This window comes from Bradyrhizobium sp. 141 (assembly GCF_023074055.1).
GTDB lineage: Bacteria > Pseudomonadota > Alphaproteobacteria > Rhizobiales > Xanthobacteraceae > Bradyrhizobium.
The window spans coordinates 99,829-118,787 of the sequence record NZ_JADPKR010000080.1; the positions used below are offsets into that span (position 1 = coordinate 99,829).

General features: G+C 64.4%; 18 protein-coding genes and 1 pseudogene. 11 read left to right on the forward strand and 8 right to left on the reverse strand.

Going from position 1 to position 18,959, the window contains the following annotated elements:
• Positions 1 to 97: 97 nt before the first annotated feature.
• The 4 genes from IVA81_RS21315 to tpiA all read right to left on the reverse strand — a co-directional run bounded on the left by IVA81_RS21315 (position 98) and on the right by tpiA (position 3,585).
• Positions 98 to 424 carry an NIPSNAP family protein gene (locus IVA81_RS21315; RefSeq protein WP_247321567.1) on the reverse strand — a complete coding sequence of 109 codons (327 nt, stop codon included), beginning with the start codon at positions 422 to 424 and terminating at the stop codon, positions 98 to 100.
• Positions 425 to 506: 82 nt separating this feature from the next.
• On the reverse strand, positions 507 to 2,138 hold the full coding sequence (locus IVA81_RS21320) for a CTP synthase (protein WP_247321568.1): 1,632 nt from the start codon (positions 2,136 to 2,138) through the stop codon (positions 507 to 509).
• A gap of 166 nt (positions 2,139 to 2,304) precedes the next feature.
• Complete coding sequence (gene secG, locus IVA81_RS21325; RefSeq protein WP_247321569.1) at positions 2,305 to 2,691, reverse strand: preprotein translocase subunit SecG; 387 nt, start codon at positions 2,689 to 2,691, stop codon at positions 2,305 to 2,307.
• A gap of 138 nt (positions 2,692 to 2,829) precedes the next feature.
• The gene (gene tpiA, locus IVA81_RS21330; protein ID WP_247321571.1) at positions 2,830 to 3,585 is read right to left on the reverse strand and encodes a triose-phosphate isomerase; all 756 of its coding nucleotides are present in this window, start codon (positions 3,583 to 3,585) and stop codon (positions 2,830 to 2,832) included.
• 223 nt (positions 3,586 to 3,808) lie between these two features.
• On the opposite strand from tpiA, the gene IVA81_RS21335 reads away from it, so the two are divergent.
• Genes IVA81_RS21335 through moaC form a run of 4 tightly spaced genes read left to right on the forward strand, consistent with a single transcriptional unit; the run spans position 3,809 to position 8,094 of the window.
• Entirely contained in the window at positions 3,809 to 5,707 is a 1,899-nt protein-coding gene (locus tag IVA81_RS21335) for a SurA N-terminal domain-containing protein (protein ID WP_247321573.1), read from the forward strand.
• A 14-nt stretch (positions 5,708 to 5,721) separates the two neighbouring features.
• A complete protein-coding gene (gene trpD / locus IVA81_RS21340; RefSeq protein WP_247321576.1) occupies positions 5,722 to 6,735 on the forward strand; it encodes an anthranilate phosphoribosyltransferase in 1,014 nt (337 codons plus the stop codon).
• 8 nt (positions 6,736 to 6,743) lie between these two features.
• Complete coding sequence (trpC, locus tag IVA81_RS21345) at positions 6,744 to 7,565, forward strand: indole-3-glycerol phosphate synthase TrpC (RefSeq protein WP_247321578.1); 822 nt, start codon at positions 6,744 to 6,746, stop codon at positions 7,563 to 7,565.
• Position 7,566: 1 nt separating this feature from the next.
• On the forward strand, positions 7,567 to 8,094 hold the full coding sequence (gene moaC / locus IVA81_RS21350) for a cyclic pyranopterin monophosphate synthase MoaC (RefSeq protein ID WP_247321579.1): 528 nt from the start codon (positions 7,567 to 7,569) through the stop codon (positions 8,092 to 8,094).
• A 3-nt stretch (positions 8,095 to 8,097) separates the two neighbouring features.
• Here moaC and IVA81_RS21355 read toward each other — a convergent pair whose 3' ends face one another.
• Entirely contained in the window at positions 8,098 to 8,262 is a 165-nt protein-coding gene (locus IVA81_RS21355) for a Flp family type IVb pilin (protein WP_247321581.1), read from the reverse strand.
• 314 nt (positions 8,263 to 8,576) lie between these two features.
• Between IVA81_RS21355 and IVA81_RS21360 the strand changes: the two are divergent.
• Positions 8,577 to 11,309: pseudogene (locus tag IVA81_RS21360) on the forward strand (EAL domain-containing protein).
• 135 nt (positions 11,310 to 11,444) lie between these two features.
• Here IVA81_RS21360 and IVA81_RS21365 read toward each other — a convergent pair.
• Positions 11,445 to 12,782: a S41 family peptidase gene (locus IVA81_RS21365; RefSeq protein WP_247321583.1), complete on the reverse strand. Its 1,338-nt coding sequence runs from the start codon at positions 12,780 to 12,782 to the stop codon at positions 11,445 to 11,447.
• A 291-nt stretch (positions 12,783 to 13,073) separates the two neighbouring features.
• Between IVA81_RS21365 and IVA81_RS21370 the strand changes: the two genes are divergently transcribed.
• The 3 genes from IVA81_RS21370 to IVA81_RS21380 all read left to right on the forward strand — a co-directional run bounded on the left by IVA81_RS21370 (position 13,074) and on the right by IVA81_RS21380 (position 15,271).
• The gene (locus tag IVA81_RS21370) at positions 13,074 to 14,207 is read left to right on the forward strand and encodes an alpha-hydroxy acid oxidase (protein WP_247321584.1); all 1,134 of its coding nucleotides are present in this window, start codon (positions 13,074 to 13,076) and stop codon (positions 14,205 to 14,207) included.
• Between the two features lie 67 nt (positions 14,208 to 14,274).
• The gene (locus IVA81_RS21375) at positions 14,275 to 14,898 is read left to right on the forward strand and encodes an HAD family phosphatase (RefSeq protein ID WP_247321586.1); all 624 of its coding nucleotides are present in this window, start codon (positions 14,275 to 14,277) and stop codon (positions 14,896 to 14,898) included.
• A gap of 166 nt (positions 14,899 to 15,064) precedes the next feature.
• On the forward strand, positions 15,065 to 15,271 hold the full coding sequence (locus IVA81_RS21380) for a hypothetical protein (protein ID WP_246929868.1): 207 nt from the start codon (positions 15,065 to 15,067) through the stop codon (positions 15,269 to 15,271).
• A 102-nt stretch (positions 15,272 to 15,373) separates the two neighbouring features.
• Here the strand turns inward: IVA81_RS21380 and IVA81_RS21385 are convergent, their stop codons facing one another.
• Positions 15,374 to 15,577 (reverse strand): type II toxin-antitoxin system RelE/ParE family toxin, encoded by a 204-nt coding sequence (locus tag IVA81_RS21385; RefSeq protein ID WP_247321588.1) that lies wholly within the window; start codon positions 15,575 to 15,577, stop codon positions 15,374 to 15,376.
• Between the two features lie 70 nt (positions 15,578 to 15,647).
• Positions 15,648 to 15,875, reverse strand: coding sequence for a hypothetical protein (locus IVA81_RS21390; protein WP_247321590.1), 228 nt, complete (start codon positions 15,873 to 15,875; stop codon positions 15,648 to 15,650).
• 134 nt (positions 15,876 to 16,009) lie between these two features.
• On the opposite strand from IVA81_RS21390, the gene glp reads away from it, so the two are divergent.
• The 3 genes from glp to IVA81_RS21405 all read left to right on the forward strand — a co-directional run bounded on the left by glp (position 16,010) and on the right by IVA81_RS21405 (position 18,927).
• Positions 16,010 to 17,221 carry a gephyrin-like molybdotransferase Glp gene (gene glp, locus IVA81_RS21395; RefSeq protein ID WP_247321592.1) on the forward strand — a complete coding sequence of 404 codons (1,212 nt, stop codon included), beginning with the start codon at positions 16,010 to 16,012 and terminating at the stop codon, positions 17,219 to 17,221.
• Positions 17,222 to 17,397: 176 nt separating this feature from the next.
• The gene (lexA, locus tag IVA81_RS21400) at positions 17,398 to 18,099 is read left to right on the forward strand and encodes a transcriptional repressor LexA (protein ID WP_247321594.1); all 702 of its coding nucleotides are present in this window, start codon (positions 17,398 to 17,400) and stop codon (positions 18,097 to 18,099) included.
• 393 nt (positions 18,100 to 18,492) lie between these two features.
• Entirely contained in the window at positions 18,493 to 18,927 is a 435-nt protein-coding gene (locus IVA81_RS21405) for a hypothetical protein (protein WP_247321596.1), read from the forward strand.
• The last annotated feature ends 32 nt before the right edge of the window (positions 18,928 to 18,959 follow it).

Genomic DNA, 18,959 nt, shown 5'->3' on the forward strand with positions numbered 1-18,959 from the left:
GCGACCATAGCCGCCATGGGGGTCGGATCAACCCCATTCGGACCGGGCCGTTCGAATATCAGGGTTGCGCCAGAGTTCCCCGCTGCGGCAAGGATTGCTACTTCACCGCCGAGAAGGCGGTCGGCGTCAGGATCTGGCTGACGATGTTGCCGACGATCTGGCCGTCGGCCTCGCTCTCGGCGCGGGCTTTCATCCAGTCCGGATCGGTCATGAACGCGGCCCACTTCTTCTCGCGCTCGGCGAGCGAGTCCCAGGCCAGGAAATAGGTCAGCTCCTGATTGGAGTCACCGATCAGCGTCGTGAAGAACCCGGCCTGCTTGATGCCGTGCTTCTCCCAGATCTTCAGCGTGGCGGTCTCGAACCGCTTCAAGAGCGCCGGCAGGCGGCCGGGCACGCAGCGATAGATGCGCATTTCGTAAATCATCGGAGTTCACTCCCTGTATTGTTGTTCTTGCGGCAAGGAGTTGTCGCAACAAACCGAGCGAACGTCAAAGGCAGAGAAAGCGCTACACCAGCCGGCTCTGCACCATCGCCGCCTGAATGAAGGAGGCGAACAGAGGATGCGGCTCGAACGGCCGCGACTTCAGCTCGGGATGGAACTGGACGCCGATGAACCAGGGATGATCCTCGTACTCGACGATTTCCGGCAGCACGCCGTCGGGCGACAGGCCTGAGAATTTCAAGCCGTGCTGCTCGAGACGATCCTTGTAGGCAGTGTTGACCTCGTAGCGGTGGCGGTGGCGTTCGGAAATCTCGGTGGCGCCGCCATAGACCTGCGAGACGCGGCTGCCGCGGTTGAGCGCAGCGGGATAAGCGCCAAGCCGCATCGTGCCGCCGAGATCGCCGGCCTGCGAGCGCTTCTCGAGCTCGTTGCCCCGCAGCCATTCCGTCATCAGGCCGACCAGCGGCTCCTTGGTGGGACCGAACTCGGTGGAGTTGGCGTCCTCGATGCCGACGAGATTTCGCGCCGCCTCGATCACCGCCATCTGCATACCGAAGCAGATGCCGAAATACGGCACGTCGCGCTCACGCGCGAACCGCGCCGCACGGATCTTGCCTTCGGCGCCGCGCTGGCCGAATCCGCCCGGCACCAGGATGCCGTTGACGTGCTCGAGGAACGGTGCCGGATCTTCCTTCTCGAAGATCTCGCTCTCGATCCAGTCAAGATTGACCTTTACCTTGTTGGCGATGCCGCCATGCGAGAGCGCCTCGATCAGCGACTTATACGCATCCTTCATACCAGTGTATTTGCCGACGATCGCGATGGTGACGTCGCCCTCGGGATTGCGGATGCGCTCGTTGATCTGCTGCCAGCTCTTGAGCACCGGCGGGATTCGCGATCCGATACCGAAGGCGGCAAGCACTTCGTCGTCGAGGCCCGCCGCGTGATAGGCTTCGGGCACGGCATAGATGCTGTCGGCGTCGCGCGCCTCGATCACGGCGCTTTCACGCACGTTACAGAACAGACCCAGCTTACGCCGCTCTTCCTTTGGAATCTCGCGGTCGGTGCGGCAGAGCAGGATGTCCGGCTGGATGCCGATCGAGCGCAGCTCCTTCACCGAGTGCTGCGTCGGCTTGGTCTTCAATTCACCGGCGCTCGGAATGTAAGGCAGCAGCGTGAGGTGAATGTAGATAGCGTGATCGCGCGGCAGCTCGTTCTTGAGCTGGCGGATCGCCTCGAAGAACGGCAGGCCCTCGATGTCGCCGACGGTGCCGCCGATCTCGACCAGCACGAAATCATAATCGTCATTGCCGGAGAGGACGAATTCCTTGATGGCGTTGGTGACGTGCGGAACCACCTGGATGGTCGCACCGAGGTAATCGCCGCGGCGCTCCTTGGAGATGATGTCCTGGTAGATGCGCCCCGTGGTGATGTTGTCCTGCTTGGTCGCAGGCCGGCCCGTGAAGCGCTCGTAGTGACCGAGATCGAGATCGGTCTCCGCGCCGTCATCGGTCACGAACACTTCGCCGTGCTGATACGGCGACATCGTTCCGGGATCGAGGTTGAGATAGGGGTCGAGCTTGCGGAGGCGGACCTTGTAGCCCCGGGCTTGCAACAGCGCACCGAGTGCCGCTGAAGCCAGACCCTTGCCGAGCGAAGAAACCACGCCGCCGGTGATGAATATGTACCGCGCCATGGGACTTAACCTCTAATCCCTCGAATTCGATTCGCCAAAGCGATTCGTATTCCGCCCCAAAGATTCTGCGGGCCTGTGGGTGAGCCAAAACTAAGAGTGGTGACAGTGCCTTGATGGGGATTGTTGATGCAGGACGGTAGAAGCCGCCCTGCATGGCCCCCCTGCTTTATTGTGAGCGCGGCACCTGCGGGCCGGTCGGGGCCGGGGCCTGCTGCTGTTCGTCGGCCTTCTTCAGCGAATCCAGAATGCCGCCCGAGGTCGGCGGCGCGATCGGCGATCCGCCAGCCGGCTGGGTCTGCGAGGCCGGCGTGCCAATGATCGACGACGGCGCACGGCTGTAGCCCGCGTGCCATGACAGGAACATGCTGGTGAGGAAGAAGCCCGCAGCCAAAATCCCGGTGGTCCGCGTCAAAAGGTTCGCGGTGCCGCGGCTCGACATGAAGCCCGCGCCCCCGCCCATGCCGAGGCCGCCGCCTTCCGACTTCTGGAGCAGGACGGCGCCGATCATGACGGCGACGATCATGAGGTGGATGACGATGACAACAGTCTGCATAGTGCCCTTCCGTCACAAGCGGGCGGCGCCTGACGGCGGCCGATCGCGCTTCGCGGGTTTTCCTGAAGTTGCGCGGTGTTACACGATCGGAGGGGGTATTGCCACCCCCGATCGGGTCCGGATCCTGCTTTGGGTTAGCTAGGGGCAGCCCTTCGCGATCGCAAGGAAATCGGCCGCCTTCAGGCTGGCACCGCCGACCAGCGCGCCATTGACGTTCTTGACCGCCATCAGCTCGGCCGCATTCGAAGGCTTGACCGAGCCGCCGTAGAGGATGCGCATTTTGGCACCGTCGGCCTTGAACCGCGAGGTCAGGAGTTCCCGGATAAACCCATGAATCTGCTCAACATCCTGAGCTGTGGGGGTCAGGCCGGTGCCAATCGCCCAGACCGGCTCATAGGCCACGATCAGATTCGCGGCGGTCGAGCTATCAGGCAGCGAGCCGGCGAGCTGCCCGCGCAGAATGTCCAGGGTCTGACCGGCGTCGCGCTGGGCTTGCGTCTCACCGACGCAGACGATCGTTGTCGCCCCGGCGCGCCAGGCCGCTTCAGCCTTCTGACGGATCAGGGCATCGCCCTCGCCGTGATCGGCGCGCCGCTCGGAATGGCCAACGATGATTGCGGTTGCGCCCGCATCCACCAGCATTTCGGCGGCAATATCGCCGGTATGCGCGCCGGAGGCCTTGGGATGGCAATCCTGAGCCCCTACTGCGACCCTCTTGCCGCGGGCCTTCTCAGTAAAGGCGGCGATCAGGGTCGCGGGCGGGCAGACCAGCAGGTCGGCCTTGCCGGCCACGTCTGCCACGCCGTTGAGCATGCCGTCGAACTCGGCAGCCTGGGCCTTTAGGCCGTTCATTTTCCAATTGCCGGCGATCAGGGGGCGGATGGCGTCGGTCATGTCAATTTCCAGCAAAATGAGGTTTCTGCATGCGCTAGCAGAGCTGCCGCGGCACTTCCAGAGACCAGAGGCCTTTAACCGCAGCCTCGAGCCGTCGATTGGCCTGAGGTTGCGGGGGGAAAGCCACCACTTTATGATGATTGATCAATTTGGTGAGGCGCTTTTGCTGAATCTGCATTAAGACGCGCTCCCGTTCCCCTCCTGCTCAAACAAGTTGGACCAAATGCTTCGAGGAATGCGCAAGGCCTCATCAAACTGGCTCGGCAAGACCATTATGGCCGTGGTGATGGGCGTGTTGATCGTCAGTTTCGGCGTTTGGGGCATCGCCGACATCTTCAAAGGCTTCGGACAGTCCACGGTGGCCAAGATCGGCAGCACCGAGATTTCGCTGAACGAGTTCCGCCAGATCTACACAGACCGCCTGCAACAGATCAGCCGCCAGTTCGGCCGTCCGCTGACGCCCGATCAGGCGCGTGCCTTCGGCCTCGACCGCCAGGTGCTGCAGCAGACGATCGCGGAAGCCGCCCTCGACGAGGAGGCGCGCCGGCTCGGGCTCGGGCAGTCCGACGAGCAGATCCGCCAGCTCATCATGAACGATCCCAACTTCAAGGGCGTCGGCGGCAATTTCGATGCGAACCGCTTCCAGGCCGTGATCCGCAATTTCGGCTATACCGAGCAGCGCTACGTCGCCGAACAGCGCAAGGTGTCGCTGCGCCGGCAGATCACCGGCGCGATCGGCGCCGGCCTCGAACCGCCGAAGACCATGCTCGACGTGCTGACACGCTTTCAGAACGAGCAGCGCGCCATCGAGTTCGTCAAGCTCGACGCCGCCCAGGCAGGCACCATCGATGCGCCCTCGCCCGAGACGCTCGCCGCCTATTTCGAGGATCACAAGGTCCAGTTCCGCGCGCCCGAATATCGCAAGCTGGCCTTCGTCGTGGTCTCGCCGGAGGAGATCGGCAAGTGGACCGAGGTGTCGGACGAGGACGCCAAGAAAATGTTCGAGCAGCGCAAGGACCGGCTCGGCACGCCGGAGAAGCGCCAGATCCAGCAACTCGTGTTTCCGAACGTCGCCGACGCGCAGGCCGCACGCGAGCGCCTCGTCGGCGGAATGTCGTTCGAGGACCTCGGCAAGGAGCGCGGGCTGAGCGCCTCCGACGTCGACCTCGGGCTCGTGACCAAGTCTTCGCTCGCTGCCGCAGTCGGCGATGCCGCCTTCGCGCTTCCCGCCGGCGAGATCAGCCAGCCGATCCAGGGCGGGCTTGGCGTCGCGATCGTCAGGGTCGACAAGATCGAGCCGGGCAAAGAGGCGGACTACGCCAGCCTTGCCGGCGACATCAAACGCGAGATCGCCACCGAGCGCGCGCGCGTCAAGGTCGCCGATCTCCGCGACAAGATGGAAGACGAGCGTGGCGGCGGCTCCAGCGTGATCGACGCGGCGCAGAAGCTCGGCCTCACGGCCGTGACCATCGACGCCGTCGACCGCTCCGGCCGCGCCCCGAACGGCCAGGCGGTCGCCAACATTCCGCAAGGCCTCGACGTGGTGTCACAGGCCTTCAACACCGATGTCGGCGTCGACAACGACTCGATCTCGTTCAAGGGCGGCTATGTCTGGTACGACGTGCTCGCCATCACGCCCTCGCGCGATCGCAATCTCGACGAGGTCCGCGACCAGGTCGAGGCGCGCTGGCGCCAGGACCAGATCGCGGCCAAGCTCAAGGCCAAGGCGACCGAGATGGTGCAGAAGCTCGAAGCGGGCGGCAAGCTCGCTGATGAAGCGGCAGCGATCGGCGCCAAGGTCGAGACCGCGACCGGCTTCAAGCGCGACGATTCTCCCGCCGGCGTGCCCGCAGCCGTGGTGTCGGCCGCCTTCCGGACCGCCAAGGACGGCGTCGGACAGACGGCTGTCAGCGGCGGCAGCGAAGTGGTCGTCTTCCGCGTCACCGACATCGTCGATCCCGCCGTCGACGCAGCCTCCGACGCGTTCAAGAAGTTGAAGGAGAGCCTCGACCGCGCCCAGACCGAGGAGCAAGTCGCTTCCTACGTCAACAGGCTTGAAACCGACATCGGGACCACCATTAATCAGGCCGCCTTCGCGCAGGTGACCGGCGCGAACCAGTGAGTTGAAAGCACGCGATGGACGACCTGAAATCGATCATTGGAAAAGTGGCGACCGGTGCCAGCCTGTCGCGTGACGAAGCCGCTTCCGCCTTCGACGCCATGATGTCCGGCGAGGCCACACCCTCGCAGATGGGTGGCTTGTTGATGGCGCTGCGGGTGCGCGGCGAGACCGTGGACGAGATCACCGGCGCGGTTACGGCGATGCGTTCCAAGATGCTGACCGTGACGGCGCCGCCTGACGCCGTCGATATCGTCGGCACCGGCGGCGACGGCTCCGGCTCGGTCAACGTCTCGACCTGCGCCTCCTTCATCGTCTCGGGCGCCGGCCTGCCGGTGGCCAAACACGGCAACCGCGCGCTGTCGTCGCGCTCGGGCGCGGCCGACGTGCTGGCCTCGCTCGGGGTGAAGATCGACCTCAGGCCGGAGCAGGTCGGACACTGCGTGCGCGAATGCGGCATCGGCTTCATGTTCGCCCCCGCCCACCATCCCGCCATGAAGAACGTCGGTCCGACCCGGGTCGAGCTTGCGACACGCACGATCTTCAACCTGCTCGGGCCCCTGTCCAACCCTGCCGGCGTCAAGCGCCAGATGGTCGGCGTATTCTCGCGGCAATGGGTGCAGCCGCTGGCGCAGGTGCTGAAGAACCTCGGCTCCCAATCCGCCTGGGTCGTGCACGGCTCCGACGGCCTCGACGAGATCACCCTCACCGGCCCGACCTTCGTCTCCGCGCTCCACAATGGCGAGATCCGGAATTTCGAGGTGACGCCGGAGGACGCCGGCCTGCCGCGCTGCGAGGCCGGCGCACTCAAGGGCGGTGACGCCGACGCCAATGCGGTCGCACTGCAAAGTGTGCTCGACGGCAAGCCGAGCCCCTACCGCGACGTCGCCCTGATGAACGCCGCCGCCGCGCTGGTCGTGGCCGGCCGCGCCAAGGACCTCAAGGAGGGCGTCGCAATCGGCACGAAGTCGATTGATAGCGGCGCGGCAAACGCGCGGCTGAAGCACCTGATCGCGGTCTCGAACGGCTGAGCGCCCCCATGTCGGATATCCTGACCAAGATCGAAACCTACAAGCGCGAGGAGATCGCCGCGGCCAAGCGCGCGCAGCCGCTCTCGGCCGTCGAGGCGAAGGCCAAGGCGCAAGGTGCGCCGCGCGGCTTCGTGCGTGCGATCAAGGCCAAGCACACCAATGGCGATTACGCGCTGATTGCCGAGGTCAAGAAGGCCTCGCCGTCGAAGGGGTTGATCCGTGCCGATTTCGACCCGCCCCAGCTTGCCAAGGCCTATGAAGCCGGCGGCGCGGCCTGTCTGTCGGTGCTGACAGACACGCCCTCTTTCCAGGGCCATCTCGACTTCATGGTGGCAGCGCGCGCGGCGACGTCACTCCCCGTGCTGCGCAAGGATTTCATGTTCGACACCTATCAGGTGGTCGAGGCCCGTGCGCACGGCGCCGACTGCATCCTGATCATCATGGCGGCGCTAGACGATGCCACCGCAAATGACCTCGAAGATGCCGCCCTCGCCTATGGCATGGACGTGCTGATCGAGATTCACGACCGCGCCGAGCTCGACCGCGCGCTGAAACTTCATTCGCCGATGATCGGGGTCAACAACCGCAATCTTCGCACCTTCGAGACCACGCTCGCGACCAGCGAAACGCTGGCGCCGCTGATCCCCGAGGGGCGGCTGATGGTCGGCGAGAGCGGCATCTTCACGCCCGCCGATCTCGCCCGGCTCGAGCGCGTCGGCATGTCGACCTTCCTGGTCGGCGAAAGCCTGATGCGGCAGGCCGACGTCACCGCGGCGACGCGCACCCTGCTCGCGCGCGAGACCACGGCCCGCGCGACGGGCACGCGCTGACATGGCGCGCAAGCCTTTCAAGACCAAGCCCGCGAAGACCAAGCCGACCAAGGCCGGCCCCGCCCTCACTCATATCGGCGCCTCGGGCGAGGCGCGGATGGTGGACGTGTCTGACAAGCCGGCGACCGAGCGGCTTGCAGTCGCGGAAGGCCGCGTCGTCATGACCAAGGCGACGCTCGACCTGATCGTATCAGGCAATGCCAAGAAGGGTGACGTGCTCGGCACAGCCCGCATCGCCGGCATCATGGCCGCCAAACGCACCTCGGAGCTGATCCCGCTCTGCCATCCGCTCGCGCTGTCGAAGGTAACGCTCGACATCGAGCCCGACGTGAAATTGCCGGGCTGCCTCGTTCGCGCCAGCGTGAAGGTGACGGGCCCGACCGGCGTCGAGATGGAGGCCCTCACGGCCGTGTCGGTCGCCTGCCTCACCATCTACGACATGATCAAAGCGGTCGAGCGCGGCGTGCGCATCGAAGGCATCCATCTGGTCGAGAAGCTCGGTGGCAAGTCCGGCCACTATCGCGCGTGATCGTTACTTCAGCGACGTGCTGATCGATGCGAATTTCGTGCTGAGCCTGCTGCCCATGCCGTTCACGACCGTGATGATCGCAAGCGCGATGCCGGCGGCGATCAGGCCGTATTCGATCGCGGTCGCACCACGCTCGTCGGCGATGAAGCTCTTCAGAATGTTCGTCATGATCGTGTCCCTCTCTGTGTCGTTGGCAGATGAGTTCGCAAATCGCGTGCCAATGCGTTTTCTAGGACTGCCAACATGTTAGATGGTTAAGCCTTGGTTGATCACGGCACGGCCGGCAGGAATTGACCGGCATCGCGGGAGCTTGCGGCAATTCCTGCACGGTCTTGCGCCCTGCACATCGATTGCTTTTGCGCGCGGCCGTTCACATCGCATTAACCGCGCTTCCTAACTTCGCCTCCACACCGTTTCCGTAAACCAACGGATGTTTGCGGGGCCAAGAATTGACCCTGACGTGTGCACCGCAATGATCCAGCATGATGACGAGATTCGGCAATCGCCTCTTTGACCAGGCCTTCGTGCGCAGCGGACCGATCCGCTGGCTGGTGGTGGGCGGCACGCTGCTGATCGCAGCAATTGCCATAGGCTCGGTGTTGATGGCGCAGAATTTCCGCGAGCGGGCGCTGCGCAACTCCAGCCGCGAGCTGGACAACACGGTGCTGCTGCTCGCCCACCATTTCGACCAGCAATTGCAGGATTTCGCGGTCATCCAGAAGGATTTCGTCGACCACGTCCGCACGACCGGAATCAATAATGCTGAGGACTATCGCAAACGCCTCTCGGGCCAGGACGTCCACGGGATGCTGCGCTCGAAGATCGAGGCGCTGCCCTACATCGGCGGCGTCAACATCATCGATGCCGACGGCGATCTGATCAACTCCTCGGCGGCATGGCCGGCTCCGAAAGTGAACGTCGCCGATCGCGGCTATTTTCGCACCTTCAAATACGATCCCTATTCACCGGACGTCCTGATCGAGCCCCTGCACAGTCGCATCTCCGGCGCCTGGACCGTTCTGATCGTGCGCAAGATCGTCGGGCCAAGCGGCGAGTTCCTGGGTGTCGTCGGACGCGGGATTGAGCCCGCCAGTTTCGAGAAGTTCTTCGCCTCCGTCGCGCTCGGCGAAGACGCGACGATCTCGATGCTGCATCGCGACGGTACGCTGCTCGCTCGGTATCCGCATTCCAGCGAATTGATGGGGCGGAATTTCAAGAACGGCTCATTCGCGCAGCAGAGGGTTTTCGGCCTCGATCAATTCACCGGCCGTTTCGTAAGCCCGGTCGACGGCGACGACCGGCTGATCTCCTCGCGCGCGCTGCCCCACTTCCCGATCCTGATGATGGCCACCACGACGCGCTCGGCTGCACTGACGGACTGGCGCGAGCAGATCGGCATCCTGATCTCGGTCGCCGCCTCGTCCGCGCTCGCCATCGCAGGCGTGCTGATCGCGGTCGTACGCAAGCTGCTGGAGCAGCACCGCCGCTCGCGGGAACGGTTGACGCTGGAAAAGCAGCGGCTCGACCGCGCCGTCAACAACATGACGCAGGGCCTTTTGCTGTTCGATGCCGAGCAGCGGCTGGTGGTCTGCAACCAGCGTTACCTCGAAATGTACGGCTTGTCGGCCGAGATCGTATTGCCTGGTTGCAGCTTCCACGACATCGTCGCCCATCGCAAGGTGACCGGCTCGTTCACGGGCGACGTCGACGATTATGTCGGGCGCGTGCTGAAGGACGTCCATGCGCGCAACTCGATGGTGGTCGATACTTCCGATGGCCGCTCGATCCATGTCCTCAACGAACCGCTCGCGGACGGCGGCTGGGTGGCAACCCATGAGGACATCACGGAGCGCCGCCGCATCGAAGAGCACATTACCCACCTCGCCCATTACGATGCTCTGACCGATCTGCCCAACCGCACCATGTTCCACGAGCATCTGCGCGAAGAGCTCGCTGCTGTCGGCAACGGCGAAGAGATCGCGGTGCATTACATCGATATCGACGAGTTCAAGGGCGTCAACGACGCGTTCGGCCATCTCGTCGGCGACGAGCTGTTGAAATCAGTTGCCGCAAGCCTGCGCCGCTGTGCGGGACCGGCGGATTTCGTGGCGCGGCTCGGCGGTGACGAATTCGCCATCGTACAGAGCCCGGTGACGTCGCTGGATCAGGTCAACGAGCTCGTCGCGCGGATCTTCGAGGCTATCCGCGCGCCGTTCGACTGTCTGGGCCATCATCTCAACACCGATGCCAGTATCGGCATTGCGCTCGCACCTGAACACGGCACCGCGCTCGACCAGATCCTCAAGAACGCGGACATGGCGATGTACGCCGCCAAGTCCGCCGGACGCCGCACCTATCGTTTCTTCGAGCCGGAAATGGACGCCAAGGTCCGCGAACGCCGGCAGCTCGAGAGCGATCTGCGCCACGCCATCGCCCAAGGGGGTCTCGAAGGCGGCCTCGAGGTCCATTACCAGCCGTGTCTCGGCCTGAAGGATGATCGCATCACCGGCTGCGAGGCACTGGTGCGTTGGCGCCATCCCGAGCGCGGCATGGTCTCGCCGGCGGAGTTCATCCCGATCGCCGAAGATACCGGCCTGATCAACGAGATCGGCGAATGGGTGCTGGCGACCGCCTGCCGGGACGCGGCGAGCTGGCCCGACGACATCCGCCTCGCCGTCAACGTCTCGCCGGTGCAGTTCAAGAGCGGCACCCTGGCGCTGAAGATCATGGCGGCGCTCGCCGCTTCGAACCTGCCGGCGAGCCGGCTGGAGCTCGAGATCACCGAGGCGGTGCTGATCCGCGACGACGACACTGCGCTTACGATCCTGCATCAGCTCCGGGCCATCGGCGTGCGCATCGCGCTCGACGATTTCGGCACGGGCTACTCGTCGCTGAGCTATCTGCACCGCTTCCCGTTCGACAAGATCAAGATTGACCGCTGTTTCGTCGACGACATCGCCGGTCCCGACGGCTCCGCCAGCATCGTCCAGGCCGTCGTCAATCTGGCGGCCGCCCGCCGCATGACCACCACAGCCGAGGGCGTCGAGACCGAGTAGCAGCAGCGTCTGCTCCGCGCGCTCGGCTGTTCCGAGATGCAGGGCTATCTTTTCAGCGCCGCGAAGCCCGCCGACAAGGTGCTGGAGCTGTTCGCGCTGCATCGCAGCCGTCTCGCCCAGCGCGAAGGCAGCGGCAGCCGCCGGCGCGAGGCCGGTTAGGTCCGAACGTAGCGCTGTAGCCCGGATGGAGCGCAGCGTAATCCGGGCTACGGATCACCGACAGTCCCCCAAACGAAATCGCCCGGGAGCGGCGATGCACTCCCGGGCGATCTCGATGTCTCGAAGTCGTAGAGCTTAGTTCGGCACCGCAGCCTTCGGCGCGCGCTTCGCCGCAACCGCATTCGCGGTGACGCCGTGCAGGAAGTCGTAAGCCGCATGCAGGGCCTTGTCGTCCTCCTCCTTCGGAGGAACGTAAGACTGCGATCCGGTCTGCTCGCCACCCTCGCCGGCCGACAGATGCCCGCGCATCTGCGACTCCGCCATGGTGTCCATCCTGCCCTTCAGCTCGGGCGGCACGTCCTGCAGGATCTCGATGTCGGGGGCAACGCCCTGGGCCTGGATCGAGCGGCCCGACGGCGTGTAATAACGCGCCGTGGTCAGCGCCAGCGCACCGTTGCCGGCGCCGAGCGGAATGATCGTCTGCACCGAGCCCTTGCCGAACGAGCGCGTGCCGATGATCGTGGCACGCTTGTGGTCATGCAGCGCGCCGGCCACGATCTCCGAGGCCGAGGCCGAGCCGCCATTGACCAGCACCACCAGCGGCTTGCCCTTGGTGAGGTCGCCGCCATGCGCGGTGAAGCGCTGGGTCTCTTCGGGACTGCGGCCACGGGTCGAAACGACCTCGCCGCGTTGCAGGAACGCGCTCGACACCGACACGGCCTGGTCGAGCAGTCCGCCCGGATTGTTGCGCAGGTCCACCACGTAGCCGACGAGCTTGTCCTGCGATACGTCCCTGGTGATCGAGGCGATCGCCTTCTTCAGGCCATCGGTGGTCTGCTCGTTGAACGAGGTGACGCGGATATAGCCGATGTCGCCGTTCTCGACATGGAAGCGCACCGGGCGCACATGAATGATCTCGCGCTTGATCGCGACATCGAGCGGGGCGTCGGCGCCCTTGCGCACGATGGTGAGCTTGGTCTGGGTGTCGACCGGGCCCTTCATCTTGTTGACGGCCTGCTCGAGCGTCATGCCCTGCACGGCCTCGCCGTCGATCTTGCTGATGAGGTCGCCGGACATCAGGCCGGCCTTCGAGGCGGGCGTATCGTCGATCGGCGAGACGACCTTGACGAGGCCGTCCTCCATCGTGACCTCAATGCCGAGGCCGCCGAACTCGCCGGAGGTGGTCTCCTGCATCTCGGTCCAGGCCTTCGCGTTCATGTAGCGCGAATGCGGATCGAGCGAGGTCACCATGCCCGTGATCGCGCCCTCGACCAGCTTGGCATTGTCAGGCTTCTCGACATAGCTCGCCTTCACGCGTTCGAACACTTCGCCGAACAGGTTGAGCTGGGAATAGGCATCATTCGCACCCGCTGCCGCCCGCGCCGCCCAAACGCCGCCGTGCGGGCTGGCTACCAGAAGGGTCAGAGACGCTCCGGTGAGCGCGCCCAGAGGGAACAGCAGGGATTTCCGCATGTAGTCTGACCTTTTCGCTTGGGGCTTTGGGGCGCCATGCAATTGGCGATCCAGTCCGTTTCTCACAATACCATTCTGGTTTCTTCAAGGCCGCGATGCCACGCTGGTGGGTACCTCCGCAGAAATCGCTTCGTTCGGGCCTAAACTTTTGGCAACGTTGCAGGACTGGTCCGCCCGCAAGGGGAATCGGTGGGCCGGTCACGCCTCGCAGCCATGCGATTTTAGGATAGTTTTGGAGGGCTGGACGGGTTAGGCGATGACATAAGGCTTCAAATTCTCGGGAGGATAACAATGAACGAGGCACCCCGCATCCGGCCGGAACGGAACGTCGAGCTCGGCGCCAGCAACGAGGCGTTCCAGAACCTGCATGAGTTCATCCGGAAGGCGCGGGCCAACCTCAACCAGAACGCCTGGGACTACATTGTCGGCGCCGCCGAGACCGAAACCACGATGCGCCGCAACCGCATGGCGCTGGACGAGATCGCCTTTCGCCCGCGCGTGCTGCGCGACGTCCGCAAGGTGGACGGCTCGGTTCAGCACTTCGGCCGCAAGATGCGCCTGCCGGTGGTGCTCGCCCCCGTCGGCGCGCTCGAGATCTTCGACCCCGATGGCGCGGCCAGCGTCGCGCGCGGTGCCGGCACCTTCGGCGCGGCGCACATGCTGAGCTCGGTGTCCGAGCCGGGCCTGGAGAAGACCGCCGAGATGGCCCCCGATGCGCTCCGGCTCTATCAGCTCTATGTCCGCGGCGACGACGCCTTCGTTGCCGATGTCGTCAGCCGCGCCGAGAAGAACGCCTATGCCGCCTTCTGCCTGACCGTCGACACCGCCCATTACAGCCGTCGCGAACGTGACATCGCCAAGCGCTACGTTCGCGAGAGCCGCCTGCGCGCCACCGGCGGCGACTTCCAGAAGGGCCTGGAGTGGCGGACGGTGAAGATGGTCAAGGACAAGTTCAAGATCCCGCTGATCCTGAAGGGCATTGCCACCGCCGAGGACGCCCTGATCGCGGTCGATCACGGCGTCGAATGGATCTACGTCTCCAACCATGGCGGACGCCAGCTCGACCATGGCCGCGGTGCCATGCATGTGCTGCCCGAGATTGTCGAGGCCGTGAAGGGCCGCGCCAAGATCATGGTCGATGGCGGCGTCTGTCGCGGCACCGATATCGTCAAGGCGATCGCGGCGGGCGCAGACCTCGTCGGCATCGGCCGGCTGCAATGCTGGGCACTGGCGGCGGCCGGCGAAGCCGGCATCGCACGGATGCTGGAGCTCCTGGAAGACGAGGTGCTGCGTTGCCTCGGCCTCTTGGGCGCCACCTCGTTTGCCGACGTCGACAAATCCTGCCTGCATCCGGCGACCGCCACCAACGCGCCGAGCGTGTTCAGCGCGTTCCCGCTGTTCGACCACGAGCCTTATCGATACTGACTTGCCGATACTGACTTGTTCATAATGACTTGCCGACTCTTGCCGATACCGAAGTGAAAGGACGCAGGTGACATCGCTCTCTCCCGGCAGCGCGGATGCGCTACTGTTCGATCTCGGGCGCGTGGTGCTCGACATCGACTTCTCCAAGGCGATCACCTGCTGGGCGGGACATGCCGGGTGCCAGCCAGAGGCCATCGTCGCGCGCTATGTGCGTGACGAGGCCTACCGGCTGCACGAGGTCGGCAAGATCAGCGACGAGGATTATTTTGCCTCGCTACGTGCATCGCTCGGCATCGGCATTTCGGACGCGCAGTTCCTGGAGGGCTGGAACGCGATCTTCGCCGGCGAGATGCCCGATATCGCCGAGCTGCTGCCGCGGGCAGCGAGGCAGATGCCGCTCTACGCCTTCTCCAACACCAACCGGCCGCATGTCGACTATTTCTCGAAGGAATATGCCGATCTGCTCGGCCATTTCCGCGGGCTGTATTTGTCGTCCAGCATCGGCCTGCGCAAACCGGATGCGGAGGCTTTCGACCATGTCGTCGCGGCGATCGGCGTGCCGGCGGAGCGCATCGTGTTCTTCGACGATCTCGCCGAGAACGTCGAGGGAGCGCGGGCGCGCGGCCTGACCGCCGTGCATGTCACGTCGCCGCGCGATGTCGGGAACGCCTTGAAGGCACTGGGCATCTGAGGCCAACCGGTCGCGCGCGAACCCACCACGGGGCCGGTTCCCGGGACTAAATCTGCGGAAAATGAGGAACCCAATCCCTTTGTGCATTTTTGTACAGAGTTCCGGGAACGGAATACCACCCTTCGGACTCATGAGTCCGTTGGGACTTCTACATCGGACTTATGACGTGCTGGGCAAAACCTATCTCACCAAGCAAGCCTCTCTCCTGCTTGAATTCGCAAGAACCACTTCGGATTCTGACCTTTCCGCCAAGCTGATCAGCAAGGCCGCCGACCTGAAATCCCAGGCCGATCCGCTGCCCGACAAGGATCAAGGTCCCAAAGCTCCCGACGTCGCACTGGACGACGGCTCGGGCCGACCGAGCGGGAGTTGACCGATGCTGGCCGTGGCATTCGTCCTTCTCGTGCTCGCCATGGCCATCCTCATCCCGGTCTGTCTCGCCTTCCGGATCATGCCGCGACGGCCCTGAGCCGCCTCAGGCGTCCGAATCCTCGCGTTCCTGCGCGGGATGCTGGATCGCCAGAATGACAATTTCACCAGCATCTTCGTCCAGTTGGTAATAAACCAGATAAGGGTACCGCCGCGTCACTAGCTTGCGTACGCCCTCGACTTTCTGTGGCCTCCCAAGCCGGGGAAAGCGAACAAGATTTTGAAGCGATTCAAGGATCGCAGCGCGCACGCGCAACGCGCCCCGCGGGCTGCGGCAATGCCAATCAGATCTTGTGTCGCACGTGGCGTGAATCTGAGCTTCATCGCTCGAAGCGGCGGAACGCGGCTTCGACCTCTGCGTCAGACGCAAACTGCCGGAGGTTCGCTTGTGCAAGTCCCTCAAGAACCGCCGGAAGATGGCCGGGATCGATTTCTTCGGGCTCCCCCGCGTTGCCGGTCAGAGCTAACATCGCGCGCGCGATCTCGTCCTGGCTATCCGCAGGAAGCTGCCGCACGGCTTGGAGCGCCTTCTCGAGCAATTGTGTCATCGACAGAAAGATAAGGCCAGGTTGCGCCGAAAGGAAGTGCGTCTCTTCATTCGACTGGAGGACCCTTTTGCGTCAGTCCCTCCGCTCGGCTAGAACCATGCCGACCCTGTCCTGATTTGTTGCGGAGTTCGCCCGTGGCCCTGATGCCGGTTTCTGACGCGCTTGCCGCGGTGCTGGCGGGTGCAGAGCCGCTGCCTGAACAGATGGCTTCCCTCGACGAGGCCTACCATCGCGTGCTCTCGCGCGACGTCGCGGCGCTGCGCACGCAGCCGCCGGAAGCGATGTCGGCGATGGACGGCTATGCCGTGCGCGCGGCCGATGCCGCAACGATCGATTCGCAGCTGACGGTCATCGGCGAGGTCGCGGCGGGCCGTCCTTTCGCGGCAACGGTCGGCGCCGGCGAAGCCGTACGGATCTTCACCGGCGGCGTCATTCCCGACGGTGCGGACGCGGTCGTCATCCAGGAGGACACCGTCGCGGACGGCAGTAGCGTCACGATCAAGGAAGCCGCGATCGCCGGACGTCATATCCGCCCGGCGGGCGTCGACTTCCGTGAGGGTGACGTCCTCTTGCGCAAGGGCACCCGTCTGACGGAGCGCGATCTCGCGCTCGCAGCCGGAATGAATCACCCGCATCTCGCCGTCTGCCACCGCCCGAAGGTCGCGATCCTCGCCACCGGCGACGAACTGGTGATGCCGGGCACCACGCCCGGGCACGGCCAGATCGTCTATTCCAATGGCTACGCCCTGCACGCGCTCGCCCGCAGCGAGGGCGCCGAGACCATCGACCTCGGCGTTGCCGCCGATACGCTTGCAGCGACCTCCGCCGGTATCCGCCGCGCCCGCGAGAGCGGTGCCGACATCCTGATCACGACCGGCGGCGCGTCGGTCGGCGATCACGATCTGGTCCAGCAGGCGCTCAGGGACGAAGGCATCTCGATGGCGTTCTGGAAGATCGCGATTCGGCCCGGCAAGCCGATGATGCACGGACGGCTCGGCGCGATGCGCGTGATCGGCCTGCCCGGCAATCCCGTGTCCTCCTACGTGTGCGCCTTCCTGTTCATGGTGCCGCTGATTCGCGCGCTGTCGGGCCGTTCAGTGATTCATCATCGTCGCGAGCGCGCCGTGCTGGGCCGCGATCTCGGCGCCAACGACCAGCGCGAGGATTATCTGCGCGCGCGCCTGGAACTGCGCGACGACGGCACGCTCGTGGCCGTTCCTGTCAGCCATCAGGACTCCTCTCTGCTTGCGAATCTTGCTGCAGCACAGGTACTTCTCGTGCGCGCACCGTTCGCGCCGAAGGCCGAGGCCGGCAGCCCTTGCGAGGTGCTGCGGCTCCCCGCTTGAGCGGCACCGCCACACGCATTCCGCGAGTTTGTCTCTGTTCACGGTAAATTAAGCAGTTGCGGAACATGTATCGAACATATAGTGTCCGTTCATGATTTGTTTCGATGATGTAGCGGCTTATCGCTGAATTCATCGTCTCGGAATCGAACGACATCAACCGGGGGACTTTGGTCGAGATGTTAACGCGCAAACAATACGAGCTTCTGCGGTTCATCAGCGAGCGTTTGAAGGAAAGCGGCGTGCCGCCGTCCTTCGACGAGATGAAGGATGCGCTCGACCTGCGCTCGAAGTCAGGCATCCATCGCCTGATCACCGCGCTCGAGGAGCGCGGTTTCATTCGCCGCCTGCCCAACCGCGCCCGGGCCATCGAAGTGATCAAGCTGCCGGAGCTTCAGGCTGCTGCCGGCAATCGACGCGGCTTCACGCCGAGCGTCATCGAGGGCAATCTCGGCAAGGTCCGCGCAAGCTCCAGCCCGTCCGTGGACGAGGGCGAGCGGCCCGTTGCAGTGCCCGTGATGGGCCGCATCGCGGCCGGCACGCCGATCGAGGCGTTGCAGACCCGCAGCCATACCATCAGCGTGCCGCCGGACATGCTCGGCTCCGGCGAGCACTACGCCCTCGAAGTGCGCGGCGATTCCATGGTCGAGGCCGGTATCCTCGACGGCGACATGGCGCTGATCCAGCGCAACGAGAGTGCCGATACCGGTGACATCGTGGTGGCATTGATCGACGACGAGGAGGCCACGCTCAAGCGCTTCCGCCGCCGCGGCGCCTCGATTGCACTCGAGCCCGCTAATGCCGCTTATGAGGTGCGCATCCTGCCGCCGAACCGCGTGAAGATTCAGGGCAAGCTGATCGGGCTTTACCGGAAGTATTGAGACCCCTCGGCGGTCATTCGATACCAGTGATTCCGATTGGAGCGGATCTGATCCGCTCCTGCTGGGCGGTCTTCTGGTCTTGCGCAGATTGTCCGGCCCCTTTCCAGCGCGACGCCTCGACGTGTCGCCACCAAGCACTCATCACTTCGAAGGCCTCGAGCGGACAATGATGCATGATGCATCGGCGTCCGCGGGGCCGCTGACGCTCGTCTTGGCCGAATGCATTGATGTGAGCTTTGTTCCTAGCGGATTCGAAAAGATAATTTGATCGCATCCCGCACGCCAGCCGCAGATTTGCCTACAACCAAGCAGAGCTTTGCGTGCTTCCACTCTGATAGAGGCTTGCGCCTCCGAGGGAGGCGCGGGTTGCTATCTTCGAATGAGGAGCACCCGATGTGTGACTACAGCCTGCATGCCGTTGCATCGCGCCCCGCTGAAGTCGGCGAGACGATCGTGTCGACAACGTTCCGCGGCACCTCGACGCGTGGTTTTGCTTCTGCGGCCGATCCGACCGTGGCCGTCTGCCTGCTGCCGGGGACGGAGCTCGCCTTCGCTGACAACGTCCGTTACGACAATCGCTGGATCTGGACGCGTACCGTCAACTCTCGCGTCGGCAAGTTCGGCAAGATCGATCCGCATATTCCCGATCGCCATCACGACGCGATCGAATTCCCGGATGGCAAATACGTGCTGGTGACGCAGCTCGTCGAAGGCCAGCGCGCAACCGTGCTGCAACTGCCGGTGACCCAGCCCGTCAGCGAGCGCGAGCACAAGCCGCAGATCGTCGCCGACAGTCGGCCGCCGGTCACGCGCCTGCCGATCGGCTGACGCCGCCTCGACTGACCATAGGTCGGGGCCAG

Bases quoted from the DNA above. Each gene is read 5' to 3' on its own strand.
- IVA81_RS21315 (WP_247321567.1), bottom strand. From the start codon at position 424: ATGATTTACGAAATGCGCATCTATCGCTGCGTGCCCGGCCGCCTGCCG.
- secG (WP_247321569.1), bottom strand. From the start codon at position 2,691: ATGCAGACTGTTGTCATCGTCATCCACCTCATGATCGTCGCCGTCATG.
- IVA81_RS21335 (WP_247321573.1), top strand. From the start codon at position 3,809: ATGCTTCGAGGAATGCGCAAGGCCTCATCAAACTGGCTCGGCAAGACC.
- IVA81_RS21355 (WP_247321581.1), bottom strand. From the start codon at position 8,262: ATGACGAACATTCTGAAGAGCTTCATCGCCGACGAGCGTGGTGCGACC.
- IVA81_RS21370 (WP_247321584.1), top strand. From the start codon at position 13,074: ATGAACGAGGCACCCCGCATCCGGCCGGAACGGAACGTCGAGCTCGGC.
- IVA81_RS21320 (WP_247321568.1), bottom strand. From the start codon at position 2,138: ATGGCGCGGTACATATTCATCACCGGCGGCGTGGTTTCTTCGCTCGGC.
- trpD (WP_247321576.1), top strand. From the start codon at position 5,722: ATGGACGACCTGAAATCGATCATTGGAAAAGTGGCGACCGGTGCCAGC.
- lexA (WP_247321594.1), top strand. From the start codon at position 17,398: ATGTTAACGCGCAAACAATACGAGCTTCTGCGGTTCATCAGCGAGCGT.
- IVA81_RS21390 (WP_247321590.1), bottom strand. From the start codon at position 15,875: ATGACACAATTGCTCGAGAAGGCGCTCCAAGCCGTGCGGCAGCTTCCT.
- moaC (WP_247321579.1), top strand. From the start codon at position 7,567: ATGGCGCGCAAGCCTTTCAAGACCAAGCCCGCGAAGACCAAGCCGACC.
- tpiA (WP_247321571.1), bottom strand. From the start codon at position 3,585: ATGACCGACGCCATCCGCCCCCTGATCGCCGGCAATTGGAAAATGAAC.
- trpC (WP_247321578.1), top strand. From the start codon at position 6,744: ATGTCGGATATCCTGACCAAGATCGAAACCTACAAGCGCGAGGAGATC.
- IVA81_RS21405 (WP_247321596.1), top strand. From the start codon at position 18,493: ATGTGTGACTACAGCCTGCATGCCGTTGCATCGCGCCCCGCTGAAGTC.
- IVA81_RS21365 (WP_247321583.1), bottom strand. From the start codon at position 12,782: ATGCGGAAATCCCTGCTGTTCCCTCTGGGCGCGCTCACCGGAGCGTCT.